The sequence below is a fragment of the Bacteroides cellulolyticus genome, from assembly GCF_025567135.1.
GTDB classification, from domain to species: domain Bacteria; phylum Bacteroidota; class Bacteroidia; order Bacteroidales; family Bacteroidaceae; genus Phocaeicola; species Phocaeicola cellulolyticus.
Genome location: NZ_JAOQJJ010000007.1, coordinates 1 through 21,769, shown reverse-complemented (window position 1 = coordinate 21,769; position 21,769 = coordinate 1). Strand labels below are relative to the sequence as shown.

The 21,769-nt window shown below is 41.7% G+C and carries 15 protein-coding genes; 7 read left to right on the top strand and 8 right to left on the bottom strand.

The features are described 5' to 3' along the window. Nucleotides 1-26 precede the first annotated feature (26 nt). Genes OCV82_RS08410 through OCV82_RS08400 form a run of 3 tightly spaced genes read right to left on the bottom strand, consistent with a single transcriptional unit; the run spans nucleotide 27 to nucleotide 5,802 of the window. Nucleotides 27-1,421, bottom strand: coding sequence for an efflux transporter outer membrane subunit (locus OCV82_RS08410; RefSeq protein WP_154044002.1), 1,395 nt, complete (start codon nucleotides 1,419-1,421; stop codon nucleotides 27-29). Nucleotides 1,422-1,424: 3 nt separating this feature from the next. Further along, nucleotides 1,425-4,550, bottom strand: coding sequence for an efflux RND transporter permease subunit (locus OCV82_RS08405; protein WP_154044001.1), 3,126 nt, complete (start codon nucleotides 4,548-4,550; stop codon nucleotides 1,425-1,427). A 37-nt stretch (nucleotides 4,551-4,587) separates the two neighbouring features. Beyond that, nucleotides 4,588-5,802, bottom strand: a complete 1,215-nt coding sequence (locus OCV82_RS08400; protein ID WP_154044000.1) for an efflux RND transporter periplasmic adaptor subunit — start codon at nucleotides 5,800-5,802, stop codon at nucleotides 4,588-4,590. Between the two features lie 285 nt (nucleotides 5,803-6,087). Between OCV82_RS08400 and OCV82_RS08395 the strand changes: the two genes are divergently transcribed. Beyond that, nucleotides 6,088-7,467 (top strand): threonine/serine exporter family protein, encoded by a 1,380-nt coding sequence (locus OCV82_RS08395; protein ID WP_154043999.1) that lies wholly within the window; start codon nucleotides 6,088-6,090, stop codon nucleotides 7,465-7,467. A gap of 88 nt (nucleotides 7,468-7,555) precedes the next feature. Here OCV82_RS08395 and OCV82_RS08390 read toward each other — a convergent pair whose 3' ends face one another. The 5 genes from OCV82_RS08390 to OCV82_RS08370 form a co-directional block, all read right to left on the bottom strand. Beyond that, nucleotides 7,556-8,308 carry a lysophospholipid acyltransferase family protein gene (locus OCV82_RS08390; protein ID WP_154043998.1) on the bottom strand — a complete coding sequence of 251 codons (753 nt, stop codon included), beginning with the start codon at nucleotides 8,306-8,308 and terminating at the stop codon, nucleotides 7,556-7,558. Between the two features lie 23 nt (nucleotides 8,309-8,331). Further along, nucleotides 8,332-9,483 carry a metallophosphoesterase gene (locus OCV82_RS08385; protein WP_154043997.1) on the bottom strand — a complete coding sequence of 384 codons (1,152 nt, stop codon included), beginning with the start codon at nucleotides 9,481-9,483 and terminating at the stop codon, nucleotides 8,332-8,334. Nucleotides 9,484-9,521: 38 nt separating this feature from the next. Continuing rightward, nucleotides 9,522-10,424 carry a vitamin B12 dependent-methionine synthase activation domain-containing protein gene (locus tag OCV82_RS08380; RefSeq protein ID WP_154043996.1) on the bottom strand — a complete coding sequence of 301 codons (903 nt, stop codon included), beginning with the start codon at nucleotides 10,422-10,424 and terminating at the stop codon, nucleotides 9,522-9,524. Nucleotides 10,425-10,469: 45 nt separating this feature from the next. Further along, the gene (locus OCV82_RS08375; RefSeq protein ID WP_154043995.1) at nucleotides 10,470-11,810 is read right to left on the bottom strand and encodes a dihydroorotase; all 1,341 of its coding nucleotides are present in this window, start codon (nucleotides 11,808-11,810) and stop codon (nucleotides 10,470-10,472) included. 70 nt (nucleotides 11,811-11,880) lie between these two features. Further along, on the bottom strand, nucleotides 11,881-12,630 hold the full coding sequence (locus tag OCV82_RS08370) for a polyprenol monophosphomannose synthase (protein ID WP_154043994.1): 750 nt from the start codon (nucleotides 12,628-12,630) through the stop codon (nucleotides 11,881-11,883). A 284-nt stretch (nucleotides 12,631-12,914) separates the two neighbouring features. Here OCV82_RS08370 and OCV82_RS08365 point away from each other — a divergent pair, with 284 nt between their 5' ends. The 6 genes from OCV82_RS08365 (at nucleotide 12,915) to yaaA (ending at nucleotide 21,402) form a co-directional block, all read left to right on the top strand. After that, a complete protein-coding gene (locus OCV82_RS08365) occupies nucleotides 12,915-13,514 on the top strand; it encodes an HU family DNA-binding protein (protein WP_154043993.1) in 600 nt (199 codons plus the stop codon). 10 nt (nucleotides 13,515-13,524) lie between these two features. After that, on the top strand, nucleotides 13,525-13,887 hold the full coding sequence (locus tag OCV82_RS08360) for an outer membrane protein assembly factor BamD (protein ID WP_154043992.1): 363 nt from the start codon (nucleotides 13,525-13,527) through the stop codon (nucleotides 13,885-13,887). Nucleotides 13,888-13,964: 77 nt separating this feature from the next. Further along, a complete protein-coding gene (locus OCV82_RS08355) occupies nucleotides 13,965-15,869 on the top strand; it encodes a site-specific DNA-methyltransferase (protein ID WP_154043991.1) in 1,905 nt (634 codons plus the stop codon). An 11-nt stretch (nucleotides 15,870-15,880) separates the two neighbouring features. Further along, entirely contained in the window at nucleotides 15,881-18,856 is a 2,976-nt protein-coding gene (locus tag OCV82_RS08350; protein WP_154043990.1) for a type III restriction-modification system endonuclease, read from the top strand. Nucleotides 18,857-18,888: 32 nt separating this feature from the next. Further along, nucleotides 18,889-20,421 carry a DUF3843 family protein gene (locus OCV82_RS08345; protein ID WP_154043989.1) on the top strand — a complete coding sequence of 511 codons (1,533 nt, stop codon included), beginning with the start codon at nucleotides 18,889-18,891 and terminating at the stop codon, nucleotides 20,419-20,421. A 216-nt stretch (nucleotides 20,422-20,637) separates the two neighbouring features. After that, nucleotides 20,638-21,402: a peroxide stress protein YaaA gene (yaaA, locus tag OCV82_RS08340; RefSeq protein WP_154043988.1), complete on the top strand. Its 765-nt coding sequence runs from the start codon at nucleotides 20,638-20,640 to the stop codon at nucleotides 21,400-21,402. Nucleotides 21,403-21,769: the final 367 nt, after the last annotated feature.

The window sequence follows — 21,769 nt, the reverse complement described above, 5'->3', positions numbered from 1 at the left end:
AAACTTTAGGTATGGATTCTTTTATTTTATTTTTCGTCTTGTGACCATCCGCCGCCAAGAGCCTTGTATAGATTTACAAGAGTAATCTGCTTGTCGCGTATGGCATTACTCAATCCAATCTGTGCATCCAGATAACCACGCTGCGCATCCAGCAAGTCGATATATCCGATAACACCGTTGATATATTGCAGTTCGGCAAGGTCAAGAGCGCTTTTTGAAGCCTGTTCCAGTCTCAATCTGGTTTCGTATATATCACGTGTCTTGTTGAATTCTACGATAGCGTTTCTTGCATCCTTGAATGCGTTTAGCACTGCTTTCTCATAGGCATATGTAGCCTGTTCGTATGCGGCTTTCTTGGCTTTAAGCGCTGCGCGGTTCTTGCCGAAATTAAATATTGGGGTAATGAGCGAACCGGCAATAAGATGATGCGGAGATTTGAAAATGTCTTTTAATTCTTCACTCTCAGCTCCGTATGATGCTGTCAAGGTCAATCTTGGAAACATATTTGTGAATGCAATTCCAACTGCTGCATTTGCGGCGATAAGCGACTGTTCAGCCTGTCTTACATCAGGACGTCTTTCCAAAAGACTCGATGGCAAACCAACAGGTAGGGTCGCCGGCAGCAATACATCTTCAGGCAGCACTGAGCGGTTTATATGATGTGGATATTCGCCTGTCAGGAAAGCTATTTCATTCTCTTTCAATGATATTTTCTTTTCAAGATCAGGAATAAGAGTTGCAGTCCTGGCTAATTCCACCTGAGCCTGTCTGAACGCTGTTTCGTTTGTTAACCCGCCTTCGTATCTGATTCTGGCAAGATACAGACTTTCACGTCTGGCATCGACGGTCTTTCGAACTATGGATAATTCATTGTCTAATGCCACCAATTCGAAATATGATTGTGCCATTTGTGCTATGAGACTCATTTTCAGAGCACGCTGATTTTCTATAGATCCCATAAAATCAGCTATACCCTTATCACGTGCCCAGCGTAGGTTACCCCATAAATCAAGTTCCCATGAAACACCGAGTTTAATATCAAACTGGTCGTCCGGTTTACGGTTGTTTCCACCATAATTCTCCTCTTCCTCTTCGGCGTAAATCCTGTTGGTTATAGCCGGAAACATGTTGGCCCAATCGATACGCTTCATGGCAGCCAGCTCCTTTATACGTGCGCCGGCTATAAGCATATCCTTGTTGTATTCAAGTGTTTTTCTTATCAGAGCCTGCAGTGTAGTGTCCGTGTAAAGTTCTTCCCAAGGGAAATCACCCATTGATGTACTGTCCATGCTCATGCTGTCAAGCACTTCAGGCATCTCAATCTGAGGACGTGTATAGTGCTTTCCTAACTGGCAACCACCGATAGTGGAAGCCATAAGGAAAAAGATTGTCAGTCTTAATATAGATGCTATATGTTTCATAAGTTATGCTTTCTTTATGTTGATACGTTTCTGTTTCATTTTGCCTGTAGCCTTATAAATCATTACGAAGAAGAAAGGTACAAGCACGATACCTACTGTAACGGCTATAATCATTCCGAAGAATACTCCGGTACCGATTGCCTGTCGGCTGGCAGATCCCGGACCTGTAGCCAATACCATTGGAAGCATACCAAGGATAAATGCCAATGATGTCATAAGGATAGGGCGGAAACGTAATTGTGCCGCATGTATGGCAGATTCTATCACATCTCTGCCTTTATCTACCTCGTCTTTTGCGAATTCCACGATAAGGATGGCATTCTTTGCTGCAAGACCGATAAGCATTACAAGACCAATCTGGAAGTAGGTATCGTTCTCAAGTCCGCATAATGTTATTCCGGCGTATGCTCCGAGCACTGCAACCGGAAGTGAAATCAATACCGCGATAGGCACTGTCCAGCTTTCATAGAGTGCCGCAAGGAAGAGGAATACGAACAGGAATACAAGTGACAATATGATACCTGTCTGTCCGCCTGCCTGTTTTTCCTGATATGACAGACCGCTCCATTCCACACCTATGTTGTCAGGAAGTTTTTCGCGTGCTATCTGTTCCAATATCTCCATTACCTGACCTGAACTGGCGCCATTGGCGGTTGTACCACGTATAACTGATGTGTTGAACATGTTGAAACGTTTGATACTACCAGGTCCTGTTGTGTAATCTGTTGTTCCAAGTGCTGTAAGCGGGATCATATCGCCTGACGAACCTTTTACGAAGAACAGACCTATATTCTCGCGCTGCTGACGATAAGGAGCTTCAGCCTGTATATATACACGGTAGATACGGTTGAACATGTTGAAGTCGTTCACATAAACCGAACCTGTATAAGTCTTCATCGTAGAGAATACATCTGCCATTGGTACTCCAGATAATTTTACTTTGTCGCGGTCAACATCGAAATACAACTGTGGAATTTCAGCCTGCAGTGACGATGACAGACCTGCAATTTCTTTATGCATAGAAGCATAATGCATCAGAGTGTCTGTGGCACGCACAAGATCATCGTATGTAGCCTCACCTCTGGCTTCAAGCTGCATTTCGAAACCTCCGGCTGTACCAAGTCCCGGAATTACCGGTGGAGTAGAAAGGAACACCTTGCTCTCTGGATATGTTTCAAGTTCTTTCTGAACTCGGTCCATAATTTCGTTTATTGTAGTGTTGTCACGCTCTTTCCACTCTTTCAGAATGACTGTGAGCTGACTTCTTGCCTGACTTGTTCCCACACGTGGACTAGTACCTGTAACGTTCTGTACATATTCCACAGCAGGATCTTTCATTATGAAGTCGATTGCCCTGTCAGTAACTTTGCGTGTACGCTCAAGTGTGGCAGTCTCAGGCAATTCAAGTTCTACAGTGAAATATCCCTGATCTTCTACCGGAAGGAAGCTGGTTGGTACTAATCTGTGGAATACATATATGAATACAAGAACCATACCGAAACCTGCCATTACCCGGCGAGGATTCTTGATTATACGTTTTATATATTTCACGTACTGGTTATTACCGATACCCAGCCATTTGTTTATCCAGTTGAACACCCTGTTTTTAGGCTTGTTCGGATCTGTAGGTTTCAATATCAGAGAACACATCACCGGACTTAATGTCAATGCCACAACAGTGGAAAGAAGTACTGACACTACGATTGTTACAGTAAACTGGCGGTACAACTGACCTGTGATACCGGAAAGGAAACTTACAGGAACGAACACCGCAGCCAGCACAAGTGATGTTGCGATTACGGCTCCAACAAGACCTTCCATAGCTTTCTTTGTGGCCTCGTAAGGACTGAGTTTTTCTTCCTCCATTATTCGTTCCACATTTTCCACTACCACAATGGCATCGTCCACCACGATACCGATGGCAAGAACAAGTCCCAACAGTGTAAGCATATTGAGTGAGAACCCGAATATCAGCATGAAACCGAATGTTCCGATAAGCGATATAGGTACTGCAACCACAGGGATGAGCGTCGCTCTCCAGCTCTGAAGAGACAGGAACACCACCACAATCACCAGGAACAGGGCTTCGAACAAAGTCTTATACACCTCATGGATAGACTGCGAGATGTAGTTTGTCATATCGAACGGGAAATTGTATTCCAGACCTTCAGGGAATGTCTGGCTGATTTCCTCCATTGTATCTTTTACTCTTTGTGCAACTTCCATCGCATTGGCTCCCGGAAGCATGTATATGCCAAGTACCGCTGCGTTACCACCGTTGATTCCACTCTCGGTACTGTATGATGATGCTTCAAGAGAAACTCTTGCCACATCTTTCATTCTGATGAGAGAACCGTCAGGATTAGCTCTAAGAACTATTTCTTCAAACTGGGATGCCGAAGAAAGACGTCCCTGAGCTGTAATAGGGATAGTTATGTCAATACCGTTTGACATAGGCTGCTGGCCGAGTACTCCGGCTGCCGATTCGCGGTTCTGGTCTTTAAGAGCACTCTGCAAATCCTGCACTGTCAGTCCGTAATTGGCAAGTTTTGCCGGATCAACCCAAATCTGCATTGCATAATAGCGGCTACCGATATTCGATACACGGCCTACACCAGGAATACGGCGAAGAAGGTCGAGTACATATAGTGTAGCAAAGTTACTAAGATAAATCTCATCGAATTTCGGGTCGTCAGACATCAGAGTCAGAGTCATAAGCTGGCTGGCTGCCTGTTTCTCCACTTCGATACCGTTCTGAACAACTTCCGCCGGAAGTCTTGATTCAGCCAGTTTCACACGGTTCTGTATTTCAACGGATGCCATATCTGGGTCGGCTGAAATGTCGAAAGTGACAGTAGCCGAGAAACTACCTGTATTCGAACTGTTTGATTCCATATAAAGCATACCCGGAGTACCGTTGAGTTCCTGCTCGATAGGAGTTGCCACCGCCTGAGAAACGGTTACGGCACTCGCACCCGGATATGAGGCGCTGATTTTAACCACAGGCGGAGTTATCTGTGGGTATTGGTCGATAGGAAGCATCATCAATCCTATGATACCTACTATGACAATAAGTATTGAGATGACAGCCGAGAATACCGGCCTGTCTATAAAGAAACTTACTTTCATAAATGTGTAGCTTGGTTAGTTTACCTCTGTGTTAATTTCACTTGCTTGTAGTGCTGCTGTCATTGTCAGCCTTGTTTTCCTCATTGCTTATATCTTCAGGAGCTACCTGTACTTTCACTCCCGGTGTGAGCTTGTGGTAACCTTCTGTCACAATCATTTCTCCCGGTGCCAGACCTCTTTCCACTACAACATCGTTCTTGAATTCCGGACCTATCTCGATGAAGCGTCTTTCTGCTACGGAGTCACGTCGCATCACGAATACGTATGACCCACCTTTTTCGATGATAAGCGATTTCTTTGGAATTACGGTAGCATTCTCTCTTACGTCAAGAAGAACTTTTACGCTAGTAAATTGTCCTGGAAGAAGAACATGTTCAGGATTCGGCAATTCGGCTCTTACCTGGAATGTACCAGTCTTAGGGTTAACCTGTGGAGCTGCGAAATCCACCAGACCTTTATGTTCATATACGGTATTGTCCGGCAGTGTAACTGTTACTGTCTGTTTCCATGTACGTGTAGTGTCTCTCTGACCAAAAGTAACGTTTCTTTCCTTGCTTTTTAGATAGTCAAGGGCTGTCATACTGAAATCCACGTTAACAGTGTCACTCTTTACTATTGTAGCTAGCAATGATTTACCTCCGGTACCAACCAGAGTTCCAGGGTCAACAAGTCTTTCACTGATATGTCCTGAAATAGGAGAGCGTACGATTGTATATCCCAATTCCTGTTCAGCTTGTTCTAGGTCAGCCTTACTCATACCTACACTTGCCTCTGCTGTTTCGTATGCGGCTATGGCATTATCCAAGTCAAGCTGGCTGGCAGCGTTCTGTTCATAAAGTGGGCGGATACGGTCCAAATCACGTTTGGCTTTCAGTGCCGTAGCCTCGTCTTTCTTTAGCTGTGCTCTAGCCTTATCGGCTTTTGCGCGGTATTGGTCCTGATTGATAACAAAAAGTATCTGATCTTTTTTAACGTAACTACCTTCTTCGAAGTGCATTCTTTCAAGGAAGCCTTCTACCCTGGCTCTTACTTCAACGAAAAGTTGTGCCCTGATTCGTCCTACATAGTCTCCATAGATTTCAACATTCTCCTGTACAACAGGTTGCACACATACAATAGGTCTTTCAACAACAGGTTTTTCTTTTCTGTTGAAGATAAGATAAAGACCTACTACTAAGATAATGCAGATGCATGAGTAAATGGCTTGTTTCTTCTTGAATTTCAAGTCCTTTCTTGTCAAAAATCGTTTCATATACAAATCTGTTAATATTTTAGATGCCGTTAAATTAATGGCAATCCATATGCCATAATTGAGACGGAGAATCTAATTTGCTGAAAATAAACTGTTTAAAATGTATTGTCAAGTAGTTTTTATTATTAAAAGGTGTGTAATTTTTCCACAAAACTGTGGAAACGATATGTGATTTTTCTGTTTCTTACCAAATCCGGATATTTTTTTGTATAATATTGCGCTACAAAGATACACATAAAATAGGAATAATTAATACCTTTGCAGCCGAAAACAAAACTTGACTATATGGAACATCTTCAGACGACTGAAAAAGTACACGATGAGCTGTTGCTTCATCGAAGAGTAGATTTACTTTTACGCACCGGAAAACTTCTGGTTGAGAGCCTTGCAGACACCAACCGTGTGGTAAGGAATATGAAGCGTACTGCCGCTTTCCTAGGTATTCCGGAAGAAAAACTTCACATCAACGTCAGCTTTACCATGCTTATGGTGAATGTGAGTGATGGTGATTATTCATTCACAAAATTCCAGAGGATAGATGGTCATGGAGTGAACATGACTGCCATATCGGCTGTGAGCAAATTGTCATGGCGTGCAATCGAGAATGACTACACCCTTGACCAATATGAAGAGGAGCTGGAAGAAATTCGTAAACGCAAGCGTAACTATACTCCTTGGCAGGTTGCTGTCGGTGCCGGTTTTGCCTGCGGTGGATTCTGTATCCAGTTCGGTTGCGACTGGGTTGCTTTCCTTTATGCGTCAATAGCTGCCATTATCGGTATGAGAGTACGTGCCAAATGTAATGAGTCAGGTCTAAATCATTACATGGGTATTGCTATTGCTGCTTTTATTTCTACAATGTTGGCATGGGCATCTACATTATTGCCTGCTTCGTGGACAACCACTCCATGGCATCCGCTTTTGGCATGTGCATTGTTCATTGTACCGGGAGTGCCGTTGATAAACTTTGTTGATGATATGCTGGACAATTATATTCAGGTCGGTATAGTACGTGCGGTCAATACATTGCTTATGGTTTCTGCCATGGCTTTCGGTATAGCATTTGCCGTTAAGATATGTCATATTGAAAATTTCTTCCCGACCATCAGTATGGTTCCTCACCACAATTATATTGAATATGCCATAGCTGCTGCCATCTCAGCAATGGGATTCTCTATGATATTCAATATACCGCGCCGTCTTTTGTGGGTTGTTGCCATAGGAGGTATAATAGCTGTTTGTACACGTAACTTTGTGAACCTCGGTCCAAGTACAGACAATATAGGTCTTGATATGGGACTAGTGATAGGATCGTTTGCCGGTTCTGTATTGGTGAGTCTTATAGCTATCAAGGCTGTACACTGGTTCCACTGTCCAAACCACGTGTTGACTATCCCTTCTGTCATTCCTATGATTCCTGGAGTGCTTATGTATCGTATGCTTTTCGGTATCATCAATATGAATGTGGAATCGCCTGAACAGATTTCAATCTTGATGAAGGCTATACAGAGCGGTATTACTTCCGGTATGGTGATATTATGTATTTCCCTTGGGGTTGCCATCCCTAACATCTTCGGACGTAAATACATCGCAAAAGAGAAGAACAAACGTCTGAAAGAAATTCTTGCAGAACGCAGAGCTCGTGGCAAATTCGTAGAATGGTAATCAATTCATATTGATTTTATATAAAAAAACAGCTCCGGCATAAGGAAACAAATTCCAATATGCCGGAGCTGTTTTTTATGCTATAGATTTATTGGTCAGGATTATCGACTTTTCCTTTATATTCGTTCGGTAACGCACTTTCTATTACCTTATACGATTCTTCCATAAGCTCCTTGATGTTTTCAGGACCTTTGCATTTCGGGAAAATAGGCTTGTGGATAGTAAGCTTCATAGGATGCCATGACAACAGTTTTCCAGTACGCGGAAGTATATTGAACGAGCCGTCTATCGTCAAAGGAACGACCGGTAACTGAAGTTCGTCTGCCAGTTGGAAAGCTCCTTTCTTGAAAATACCCATGTGTCCGGTGAATGTTCTAGCTCCCTCAGGGAAAACCACCAGTGAAGTTCCGTCTTTCAGCACATGGAATGCCTGTTCTATTGTTTCGTGTATTTTTCTAGGTCCAGATTTGTCAACGAAGATAAATCCTGCCGATTCGCATGCCTTACCCACAAATGGTATTTTTCTAAGGCTTTTCTTCATCATCCATTTGAAGTTTCTTCCCAGAAAACCGTATATCAGGAAGATGTCGAACGAACCCTGATGATTTGCTACAAACACATATGATTGTTTCTGGTCTATATTTTCATGCCCTTTTACTTTTATAGGCAGAAGTAAAGTGTAACATGTTATTTGTGACCAGAGTTTTCCGGGATAATACCCCCAGAAATGTCCGTTGCCAAGATGGCATCCAATCATTGTTGTCAGTGCCGTAAGAATTGTTGTTACAAGGAATATCGGCAAACCAATGCAAATCTGATAGATGATGTACAATAATTTCATATTTATGAGTTTTTGAGTTTCTGTTATTTTTTCTTTAGTGTGATTACTGTTATTTCCGGCCATGCTCCAAGTCGCATCGGGAACAGTACGTGCCCTAGTCCTATGTTTACGTAAAGTCCTCTTTCTCCTTCCATATACATGCCGTTGTGTTCAGGATAAATGAACGATGATACAGACAACCCAAAGAACGTAATCTGCATATCGTGTGTATGCCCCGACAGTGTGAGTTCAATATCCGATTCCGGTAGAATTTGCCTGCGCCAGTGGGTAGGGTCGTGGCTCATCAGTATCTGGAACATACCTTCGGTGCCTGCTGAGGCCTCTTTCAGACGGGCATAGTCTGGGAAGGGCGGGCGTCCGCTGTTTTCTACTCCTATCACTGCTATAGAGTCATTACCTCTTCTGATGATGGTATGACTGTTGTTCAGCATTCTCCATCCCATTCTGTTTTCACGGGCAATGAGAGAATCTATATTTGCAATCCTGTCTGCTTCGGAATTCCACTTGACGTATGTCCCGTAATCATGGTTTCCCAATACGGAGTAAACACCATCTTTTGCTTTCAGTTCAGAGAAAATTTCTGTGAACTCTAAAAGTTCGTCGGAACGGCTGTTTACAAGATCGCCTGTGAACAAAGCCAAATCTGCGTTTTGTCTGTTGCATAAGTCTATGGCTTTTTTCAAGGCTTCCGGATTTCCTTTCCAGCTTCCGGAATGTATGTCAGAGAGTTGCATAACCCTGTAGCCGTCGAATACTTCAGGCAGGTTTGCCGATGTGAATGTTACCTCTTTAACCTTGAAGTTTTCTTTTCCCTTTATTGCTCCGAAAAGAATGTACCCCAGCATAGCCAGAGCAGGCAGGGTAGATATGGTTGCGTGAGGTATTTTCAATCCAGCAATTTTATTGATACTCCTCAGTATAAGGCTGAATAATACAAACGTCAGTTTTGGAATGCAGAAACATAAAGTTACGATAAGGTATATGCCGAAATAGTCGTGCAGACTGTCGTGTAAGGCTATGAAGATAGCCAGCAGCAGTAGCAGACCTATGGTAGGCCACCAAAGAAGCCTGCTGTAAAGCTTGTTTTTCTTACACCTTATATATACACGGTGTATGTACCAGTCCGGTAACAACAGCATCAGCAGAAAAAATATTGCAACTCTAAGTAAGATCATTTAGAATTAAAAATTAAAAATTAATAACTAACAACTGATTACCCAACATTTGCCCTCAGATACTTTCTCATCTCATCGGCAGTCTTGCCACGTCTCTCAGCATAGTCGGCAAGTTGCACTTCGTCTATTTTTCCGACACTGAAGTATCTTGACTGCGGATGTGCGAACATCAGTCCGCTCACTGAAGCATGAGGATGCATCATTCCGTTTTCAGTCAGAGTTATTCCTATGCGCTTCATATCCAACAAATCATCAAGCAGAAAGTTCACCGAGATGTCTGGAAGTGAGGGATAGCCTACAGCAGGACGTATTCCACAATACTTTTCATCCAACAGCTCTTTCACACTCAGGTTTTCGTCAGGAGCATATCCCCAGACCGATTTTCTGATTGTTTCATGAATCTTTTCTGCTGCCGCTTCAGCCAGTCTTTCAGCCAAAGTCTTGCATAGCATATGCTTGTAGTCATCGTCTTCGAATTCCTTTTCCATTTCCGGGTCAATTGTGGTGGCAAAACATCCCACAGTATCAGTCATACCATAGGATGCAGGTCTGACGAAGTCGCTAAGACACAGAAACGGGTCAGAGTCTTTAACTCTTGATTGTTGCCTTAACAGCGGAAATCTTGTCCCTTCCATTATCAGATTGTCGCCGTCCGAATTGGCATCCATCAGGCGGTACATGGCATAAACTTTGAAGCGTCCGTCCAGACTGTTTAGCATTCTCTGTGCCTCCTTGTGCAGTTGCATCGCCTCGGAAGCCTTTGGTCTTTCATCTTCCTTGAAAGATACAAGCCACATTGCACGGCAGCCGTCACAACCATGAATATCGGCTATTGACGAATATTTGGGTTGAAATCCCCATGCGTGGAAAAAGTAAATCCAGTTTATGTAGTCAGCCAGTTCGTGTATGTCGTATTCCTTTACGGTGATGTCTGTACGCATTTGAGGAATTAATAATTAAAAATTAAATAGTTAAAAACTAACAAATCATCTGTTAAATACCAGTGCCTGACCTCTGTGGGCAGTATTTACGGTATCATTTTCGTAAACCACGGTTCCGTTTACCAGGGTCTTCTCAACCTTGGCATGGAAGTTTCTTCCCTCCATTGGGCTCCAACCGCAACGGCTCTTTATGCAGTCGGCAGTGACAGTCCATTCATGGTCAGGATTCAGTATCACCAGGTCTGCCTTATATCCCTCGCGGATAAATCCTCTGTCCTTAATCTGATACAGCTCGGCAGGTGCATGACACATCTTCTGCACAAGCTGTTCCACTGACAACACACCTTCCTTGACAAGCTCATATATACTTACCAATGAGAATTGCAGGCTAGGCATACCCGATACAGCTTTCAGTGCACCGCCCTGTTTTTCGGAGAGAAGGTGAGGAGCGTGGTCTGTACCTATCACGTCTATAAGATTGCTGCTCAATGCTTTTCTCAGAGCGTCACGGTCTGCACGTGTCTTGATGCTAGGATTACATTTTATGCGTCCGCCAAGAGTCTTGTAGTCTTCATCGCAGAACATAAGATGCGAAACGCAAGCTTCCGAAGTGATTTTCTTTTCCTTCAGAGGTTTATCCTCAAACAGTTCGAGTTCCTTCGCTGTACTTACATGCAGGATATGAAGACGCGCTCCTGTCTCTTTAGCCAGTCTCACGGCAAGAGATGATGAGTTATAGCAAGCTTCCTCGCTGCGGATTATCGGATGAAGAGAAATGTCGGCATCTTCGCCATACTTTTCTTTCACTTCGGCTGTGTTGCGGCTAATCACGGTCTGGTCCTCACAGTGAGTTGCAATCAGCATTCCCGCTTCGGAGAATATCTTCTTCAGAGCTTCCATGCGGTCCACAAGCATGTTGCCTGTACTTGCGCCCATAAACAGTTTCACGCCGCAGACGTGAGTCTTGTCAAGATCTTTAAGCTGGTCGGCATTATTGTTCGTTGCCCCGAAATAGAAAGAATAGTTCACCACGCACTTGGTAGCGGCATCGGCAAACTTGTTTTCCAGAGCCTCGATGGTAGTGGTCTGCGGATTGCAGTTAGGCATATCCATGAACGAAGTCACACCTCCGGCAGCAGCTGCAGCGGTTTCTGTAGCCATATCAGCCTTGTGTGTAAGTCCAGGGTCGCGGAAATGCACATGGTCGTCAATCACTCCAGGAAGCAGGAAGCAACCTTCTGCGTCAATGGTCTCGTTTATATCACATTCAGGCGTAGCATCGCCTTCGATAATTCTGTATATTGTTTCATCCTCAGTAACAACCGAGCCTTTAAACTGTCTGCCTTCGTTCACGATGACAGCATTCTTTATCCAAATTCTTTTCATCTTTATATATTAAGAATTGACTAATTGATTAGATTTCTAATTCTAAAAACTAATAACCAATGTCTGAAAACTAACAACCTTTTCTTTTAGGATATTTTTTGAACCAACTATCCCATTTCAGTTTCATTACTCCGAACACAGCCTCACCGAATATGCTGCTGTTCATCTTAGAAGTTCCGAGTTCACGGTTGATGAATATAACCGGCACTTCTATAATCTTGAATCCGCACTTGTAGGCAGTGAATTTCATTTCAATCTGGAAAGCATATCCCTTGAAGCGGATTTTATCCAGATCGATGGTCTCAAGTACTTCACGTCTGTAGCACTTGAATCCGGCAGTAGTGTCGTGTACAGGTATTCCGGTGATAAATCTCACATATTTGGATGCGAAGTACGACATCAAAACTCTGCCCATAGGCCAGTTAACCACGTTCACTCCGCTGATGTATCTTGAACCGATAGCCACATCTCCGCCGTCTTCATGGCAAGCCTTGTAGAGTCTTGGCAAGTCGTTAGGGTTATGGCTGAAGTCGGCATCCATTTCGAAAATATAGTCATACTTCTTTTCTATAGCCCATTTGAATCCTGTGATATATGCAGTTCCTAGTCCCAGTTTACCTTTTCTTTCAATCATGAAAAGCCTTTCCGGAAATTCTTTCTGCAGCCTTCTCACTATGTCTGCTGTTCCGTCCGGCGAGTTATCTTCTATAATAAGGATGTGGAAAAACTTTTCCAGTCCGAACACGGCACGGATTATATTCTCAATGTTTTCCTTCTCGTTGTAAGTAGGAATTATGATGATGCTGTCACTGTTTTGCATATAAAAATGTGTAGTTTGTACTTAAAAACAAAGGTAATGAAAAAATCCTCCACCCCTTGTTATTAATTGTTAATTGTTGCATGGCGAAACATATTTATTTTGCGGATGCTTTCTTATGTCAAAATTTCTTGCCATATTTACCGTGACACGTTCGTGTTCCGCGCGTTACACGTTTGTGTTCCGCTCGTTGCACGTTCGTGTTCCGCGCGTTACACGTACGTGTTCCGCTATCTTTGATATGGAATTTTTAATTGAAAAGCGTAAAACATAAAAAGAATAAAAGTATGCCTGTAAAATTTGATTTGTATAGTAATCCTGAAAAAGAGGGAGTTACGTCCCGTAAACTACATGCCAAAGTAATATCAAAAGGAGTTGTGAATACAAGAAACCTTGGTGAGAGAGTAAACCAGAAATGTTCCCTTACCGCTTCTGATGTATGGGGAGTGCTGACAGCCCTGCAGACAGAATTCTATAATGCCTTCTGCGAGGGTTATTCTGTCAATTTGGAGGGTATCGGCAGTTTTAATCTCAGTCTTAAATGCGCTCCCGATGTAGATCCTAAATATGTATCTTCCAAAGACATAAAGGTAAAAGGTATCCGCTTTGTTCCCGACAAGAAATTGCTAGAAATGCTTAATAAGGTTCATTTCGAACATGATATTGATGATTCCCGTCATTCCGGAAATATGGAACAAGCTGATATAATAGTCAAGATTGACAGATACTTTGTGTATAACCGTTTCATGCGCCGTGCGGATTTTGAAAAGCTGACTGGTTTCAACAAGTCTAAAGCTTTGCGCACTCTGAAAATTCTTGTAGCAGACGGAGTGCTGAAGAATGTGGGAACAGTGAATATGCCGATGTATATTAAGAACCAAATATAAACCATTGATTATGAATAAATTTAATGTATTCCTGGCTGCAATAGCTTTTTCGTTATGTATCTCGTCATGCGAAACCTCAAAAACTCCGATAGAACATCTGTCTTCGCTGGTAGAACAGGTGGAAGACAGGTATGATGAATTTACGGAAGAAGATTGGGAAAAGATAGCTTCTGAGTATGAGAAGATTGAAGAGGAAATGTCGAAATACGAGTTTACCGATGACGAACTGAAGGAGATAGGAAAGCTGAAAGGCAGGATTTATGCAAAAATGACCAAAAACGCCTTGAAAGATTTTTCAAAACAGATAGAGGATTGGGGTAAGCAGATTGAAGGCGGTGTGGAAGGTTTCTTTGAGGAATTAAACGAGGATTGAAGCTAGGTTGGTGTTTATATGGTGGACAGATATGTGAAAAAAATATTAATTTTGTCGCATAATAACTCAAATGAATAATGATAAAGGATATAACTGAAAAGAATAATAATGTCACCCTCGGAGCTAAAGAAGTGGAAGTGCTGAGGGAAAATTTTCCAGCATGCTTCCATGCCGACGGTTCTTTCGATATAGAACGTTTTAAAGAATATTTGAAAGACAAGATAAATGTGACGGATGAGGGGTATGAACTTCGTTTTTTGGGTAAGAATTATGCCAGACTGTTGGCTTCGCTCGATACCACAACAGTTGTTGTCCCTGATGAAAAACATAACAGCATGCCCGAGAACAAGGACAGCAAAAACGTATATATCAGCGGTGACAATATAGATGCGTTGAAGCATTTGCTGAAATCTTATGCCGGACGCATAAAGTGCATCTACATAGACCCTCCGTACAACACCGGTTCCGACGGTTTTGTATATAACGATTCTTTCAAGTTTACTCCCGAAGAACTGTCTTCCAAACTTAGTATTTCTGAGGAACAAGCGATTAGAATTCTTGATTTGACACGTCGTGGCTCGGCCACTCATTCTGCATGGCTGATGTTCATGCTTCCCCGCCTTGTGCTTGCCAGAGACTTGCTCTCTGACGACGGTGTGATTTTTATATCCATAGATGATAATGAACAGAGTAATCTGAAGTTGTTGTGTGATGATGTGTTTGGGGAAGAGAATTTTCTTGGTAATATCGTCAGGTCTACCGGTCAGACTACCGGGCAGGATAGTGGCGGACTTGGAAGTTCTTTTGATTATATTCTTGTATATTCAAGGAAGGAAGGTTATGAATTGAACGGGCTGGAACTTTCTGAAAAAGACAAAAAGCGTTTCCAGGATAAGGATGATGTAGGCTTTTACGCATATGACCAATTGAGAAAGACCGGCTCTAATGATAAACGTGAAGATCGTCCTAATCTATATTATGGAATAAAAAATCCTGATGGAGAAATTTTGTATCCTTCGGCTACTGCAGGGTATGACAGTCGTTGGCGTGTAGAGAAAACTTCGTATGAGAATCTCGTGAAAAACAATATGATTCTTTGGAAAAAGACCATGCGCAATAATGAGGAAGTTTGGTGGCCGTATGTTAAATATTATCTTGATGGGCGAACCAAGAGACCTTCTCCATTATGGAACGACCTTGAGGGCAATAAGAAGGCTGCAAGAGAAGTCAGGGATTTGTTTGACGGGAAAAAAGTATTTGATTTTCCAAAGCCTATAGATTTATTGAATAGGATTATTACTATAGCAACGGAAAAAGACTCCATTATTGTTGATTTCTTTGGAGGCTCTTCTACTACGGCTCATGCTTTAATGAAGAAAAATTCTGAAGATGGTGGTGACAGGACTTTTATATTGGTTCAGTTGCAAGAGTTGTGTGAAAAGGATTCTGAAGCTTTCAAATGTGGTTTCAGAACCATAGACGAAATAGGTATGGAGCGCATCAAGCGTGCCGCCAACAAGATAAAACAGGAAAATCCTCTGTTCCACGGCGATTTGGGATTCAGGCATTATACTCTGCAAGAGCCTTCGGACATAGCAGTGGAAAAAATAGAAAATTATGACCCGAAATATATATTTGGCGACAAAACGCTTGTTGATGAGTTCGGTGTACCTGCCATTATTGCCACATGGCTTGTAAGGGACGGCTACGGATTGACTCCGGAGATAGAAACACTCGATTTCGACGGGTACGAGGTTTACTGTATGCCTAACCACCTCTATATTATTAACCCCGGACTTACGAATGAGGCTGTAGGAGGACTGCTTGACAAATATCAGACAGAGGCTGAATTCAATCCGCAGAATATAGTGGTATATGGATATGCGCTGTCTTGGAATGAGCAGCAGGGACTGAAAGACAATATGCAGACAGTTCAGGCTGGGGAAAAGAATATGCGTATTAATTTTGATATCCGTTATTGACATAAATATATATGGAACTTATACTTCAACCATCGTTGCCACATCAGCAGAAAGCCGTGGACGCTATAGCCGATGTATTTCATAAGACCACTATAGAGCCGCCATCAGTATATTATGCCAATCCGCAGATAACTACATATATAGATGGTGTAGGAGCCAATATAAAGAATATTCAGGATGCCAATGGGCTGTCTGTGGAATACAAGGGATACAGCTATGACAGTAAGTGCCTGAATCTGGATATAAAAATGGAGACAGGTACGGGAAAGACGTATGTATATACCCATGCCATGTACGAACTGCACAAACGTTACGGTATCAACAAATTCATAGTGGCTGTGCCTACACTTCCCATAAAGGCAGGAGCAAGGCAGTTTATGGGTGATTATGCAGTGAAACGTCATTTCCGCGATGTCTGCGGATATGAAGCTGAAATAGAATTGCTCACATTGGAGCCTGCGAAGAACAAGAAAAAGGGAAGGCAGTATTTCCCTACGGCTGTAAGTGAGTTCGTAAAAGGCTCAAGCCGCAATTCCAACAAGATATATGTTCTTCTGGTTAATATGCAGCTGCTGAAAGTGGCTAAAGGTTATATGCTTAGCCGTGATGATTACGGAACGGTTGTAGAGGGCTTTTATCGTCCTTTTAATGCTCTGCGTGCCACAAGGCCGTTTGTCATAATAGACGAACCGCACAAGTTTTCGCGCGAACAGAAAGCCTTCGGTGTGATAATGGATGAGCTTGCACCACAGTGTATAATACGTTTTGGTGCCACTTTCCCGGAAATTACTATTGGTAAAGGTAAGACCAAGAGGGCTATTCAGGAATATAAAAACCTGCTTTATGACCTTAACGCCTGCCAGGCATTCAATCAGGGACTGATAAAGGGGGTTGCAAAGGAGCATTTCGAGCCTGTCTCAAAGAAGAATGAAAAGGTGAAACTGTTGTCCGCAGTGAAAAATGATGTGGCTACCTTCCAGTATAGGAGTGCTGACAAGCCTACACGTACGTTTCATCTGCATGTCGGTGATTCGCTGTCCGTAATGGCGGAAGAGTTCAGCGGCATCATGATAGAAACCATAGACAGAAACTGTATAGAACTCTCCAATGGATTGACGAAGAATGTGGGAGAGGAGATAGATGTGGACATATACATGAATTCATATCAGGAGCAGATGCTCCGTCTTGCACTGGAAAGGCATTTTGAAACCGAACGTTCAAATTTTAGCGGAAGGAAGTTCAAAATCAAGACTTTGGCCCTGTTTTTTATTGACGATATAACTTCGTATAGAGAAAGTTCCGATGGCAAGAAACCTTATCTGCTACAAACTTTCGAACGGTTGCTGAAAGAAAAGCTTGAAGAAACTATAGCCGTACTGAGCGACAGCGAACAAGAATATAGGGATTATCTGGAAGCAAGCCTTAGTGATATAAAAGCCTGTCATGCAGGGTATTTTGCGCAGGACAACAGCTCTTCGGACGAGGATATAGCACGCGAGGTGGACGATATCCTTAACGGTAAGAAACAGCTTCTTTCTTTCAGGGATAAAGACGGTAATTATATATTGCGAAGATTTCTCTTTTCCAAATGGACGCTAAAGGAAGGGTGGGACAATCCCAACGTATTCACCATAGCCAAACTACGTTCCAGCGGAAGTGACAACTCAAAGCTTCAGGAGGTAGGCCGTGGATTGCGTCTCCCGGTTGATGAGTGTGGCAACAGAATCTCAAATGAGGATTTCATGCTTAATTATATTGTGGATTTCACTGAAGCTGATTTTGCCGACAAATTAGTAGAGCAAATTAACAGCGAGGTTCCTGAAACTGTATTTATCTCATTCAGACATATTGGTACGATAGCCGCAAAAATGAGAGTGGACAAGAGAGACCTTATAGCAGAACTTCTGACAAAAAGATATTTGGATCCCGATGATTCGGATATGCTTTCCATTGTTCCTGAAAACAGGGTAAAATTCTTTGATGAATATCCGTTGTTCCGTTCGGGAGTTGTATCTGACAAGATTAAGGATAATAATAAGTTGAAAAACAAGCCTGTGGGAATACGAAAAGCTCGTTTTGAGGAAATCAGCGAATTGTGGAGTATTCTGAACAGGCGATATACCATCTGGTATGAAGAAGAACTAAATTCTAAAATCCGGGATGCTCTGGCATATATTTTAGAGTCGGAAGGTGTTTTCTCCGAGCAGGTCATCACAAGTCATAGGGATGTGGTGAAGAGTGACGGCGAACAGATGTCTCTTCTTATGGATGGGGGAGTGCAATATACGATAAAGAACTCACTGCCATACGGTGTATTCCTGAAACGTATTTCGTTGGCTACCAATATTCCCATACCTGTGCTGCACAGTGCGTTAAACAATTATGTGGAAAAGCATGGTAGACTGAAGAACTCCTTCTTTAATGAGCAGTCGGCTGGGATTATAATCAGTAAATTTGCCGAATGGAAGGCGGAAAACCTGATGGGGCATTTCAAATATAAAAAGACGAATGGAAATATCGGAGCGACGGCATTGACTTACAGTGATGGCACAGTAAGAAAAGAAATAGCTCAGGGCAGGATAGGTACAAAGGTAGTAGAAGGAGAGCCTATGGCAAAATATCTGTATAATACTAAGGCGTTTGATTCTCCATTGGAACTGGAAAATATAAATGCTGACATAGCCGAGGTTGTTGTCTATGGCAAGATTCCGCGAAACAGTATAGCTATTCCTACTGTGGCAGGAGGTACTTATAGCCCAGACTTTATGTATGTGGTAAAAAAGAAAAATGGTGAAAAGGAACTGAACATAGTAGTGGAGTCTAAAGATGTTGACAATATGACCGGAACCCGTGGATTGGAAAATCTCAAGATAGAGTGTGCCAAGGTGTTTTTCGACAATCTTTCTTCGCAAGGTTATACAGTACATTTCAGAACACAGGTTAACAACAAAAAGATGTTGCAGATTGTGAATGAGGTATTGGCGTGATATTTATTGAATATAATCAAAAACTGGTAATAATGAGAAAAATTTATCCTAGAGAATGGGTGTCTATGCATCCATATACAAAAACCGATGCGACAGACAATTATTACTGTAAATTGGTAAACAGAATAATTGAATTGTTATATGATTATGACATAATGGAGGGAGAAACAGAGCCGGAAGACGAGATTTACGAAGACACGGCGATATTTCTTGTCGGATGGTTTGAAGATATTATTTCGCAGACCGGTGTCTGGCAGGTATTCACTTCGCAGTGCGAAAAACGCTATGGCAGCCGATTGCCTTTCTATGAAACGGGCGAAGATTATTATCCCGACGAAATAAATGTGGAAGACGTACGCTTCATTCTGTGGCATTGCTTTCAGAGAGATAAAATAGGGGAGAAAATCTATAATCCTGAGAATACCGGTATTTTGGCATTGGCAAATGAAATATACGATATCTTCGACGAGGAGTTCGAGACAGCTCCGGTGAATGAAAGACTTCAGGATTTCTTTGATTTCTCTTATTTGACAGAGGGTGATTTCATTGAATACAGAAATAAAGTAGAGTGGTTCTATTTTGACTCATATATCAACATGGGTTGTTATGAATCTTATCTGGATACCGTATCTGATGAAATAGTGGAATATCAGAAGCGTAAGGATTTTGATGACCGTACGATGGATATGATGATATATTCCTTTAAGATGAACAGCGTGGTGTCGGGCAGAACTCCTCTTCTTGCCATTACTGCTCCTGAATATTTGAAACTTCTTCTTGAGGAACAGGCTGTCAATCATGTGGATGCACCATATATGGATGTGGACAGCAGGATGAGAGCATTTTATCTGGTGACGGACGATACAGATGATTATTATGTGTTCAAAGAGGTTTCAGGCAAGGAGGAAACTTATAAAGTAACAAAAGATTCTATTGAACTGAACGCTCCAAAGTTAATACCGGGTGATATGATAGTTGCAACAACTCTGTTCAAGTTTGGAAAGTATTGGCAACACAACGGGGCTATGAATATCTATAGCATTAAAGATTTTCCAGAACTTGATGACATTAAGAATAAACTCTCGGATGCTAACAAAAAGGCGGCATACGATGACTTCGTTGCGGCAACTAAAGGAAAACATTTTGTATTCCTGAAAGGAAAAGAAGAGATGAACGATTTCATTTCAAACAAGATGAAATATAAAATAGCTTCAGGACTGAAAATTCCTGATACGGGAAATGACGTATTGATGTTGTGTATTACTCCTAAACAAGGAATATCTGTTGTGCGTAACTATTGTGAATGTATCGCTTCTCCTGATAATCCATATTATAATAAGGAAATGGCAGAAAAGAATGCGTTTAATTTCTTGACAAATAACCAATTGATACCATACGAACTGGCTTGCGAACTTCTTGATAGAGGATACCTGAAGGATGCAGCCTTAAATAACACACAAGGACTGGAACACGGTAAAGAGCTGGTGAGGAAGAATGCCCGGTTCATACTGGATTATTTCTTCAACAGGTGCAGGGAGAAAGATTTAAATGAAATGTATAAATGAATTTAGATTTTTGTCGCTTCGGGATGTTTTTCTTCTCTGAAAGTATTCTCTCGGCTGCTGTTTGTATGACGTGAATGTTTCATTAGAAGAGTTATCTTTGTAAATCTGAGGAATATACTGATATTCCCCAATAAGATTACTTTATGAAACATCACAGAAGATATTTCTGATTAGATATTAGATAAAAGATAATATTGATTAAACACTATTCTGATTATGTTGGTTTATATATCTTGCGCTAAAACAATGACAGCGCAAAGTAAGCAAAAAGCACCGTTAACCACAAAACCGGTATTTTATAACGAGGCTGTGCAGAATGCGATGTATATGTCGCAATTCAATAAAGAGGAACTAGGGCGAATGCTTAAAATAAACTCCAAACTTGCTGCCGAGAATTACTTCAGATATCATAATTTCTTTTCGGAAGATAATAATGGTCTTCCTGCCATCTTGTCGTACACAGGTATGGTGTTCAAACGTCTTGCTGTGAAGGATTTCTCGGATGAGGACTTGAAATATGCGCAGAAACATCTGTTAATAACTTCTTTTCTTTATGGATTACTCCGTCCGCTAGATGTTATAAAGAATTATCGTCTGGAAGGAGATGTGAGACTTCCGGAAAGGGATAACGTGACAATGTTTGATTATTGGAAACCTGTTTTGACTGATTTCTTTATTGATGAAATTAAGAAAAAGGGAGGAATTCTTATAAATCTTGCCAGTAGCGAGATGAAGGATCTTTTCGACTGGAAACGTGTGTGCAGTGAAGTCAGAGTAATAACTCCTGATTTTCATGTTTACAAAAACGGTAAGCTTTCTACAGTGGTTGTCTATGCCAAGATGTGTCGCGGCGAAATGACGCGTTATATCTTGAAAAACAGGATAGAAGACCCTGAACATCTTAAACTTTTCGAATGGGAAGGATTTTGTTATAATGAGCATGAAAGTACCGGTGATAATCCGGTGTTTACTATGGGATAGTCATTTCTTATATGTAAACTCAAATGCATGGCAGTGCAGTTTTTATAGATATCAGATTATTAATATGGAAAACTAATATATAAAGTAGTTTCCATTTAGATTAATTATTTATCACTATTTTTGTATCTGGAAATATATATCAAATGGGAAAAAGGCTAATGTTTCGGATAAAGGTTGTATTATTTACGAAATTGTTAGGATGACTGGAGTATAAAAAGAAATTATGTGATTATGGTAACATATAAAGATATAATTAATCAAATAAGTAACTATTCAAAATTAATTTTATACATATGAGTAATTCACAAATAAGTTCGTACCTACAGATGCCAGTGCCCTGTTTGTACAATAGAAAAGCGAGTCCTTA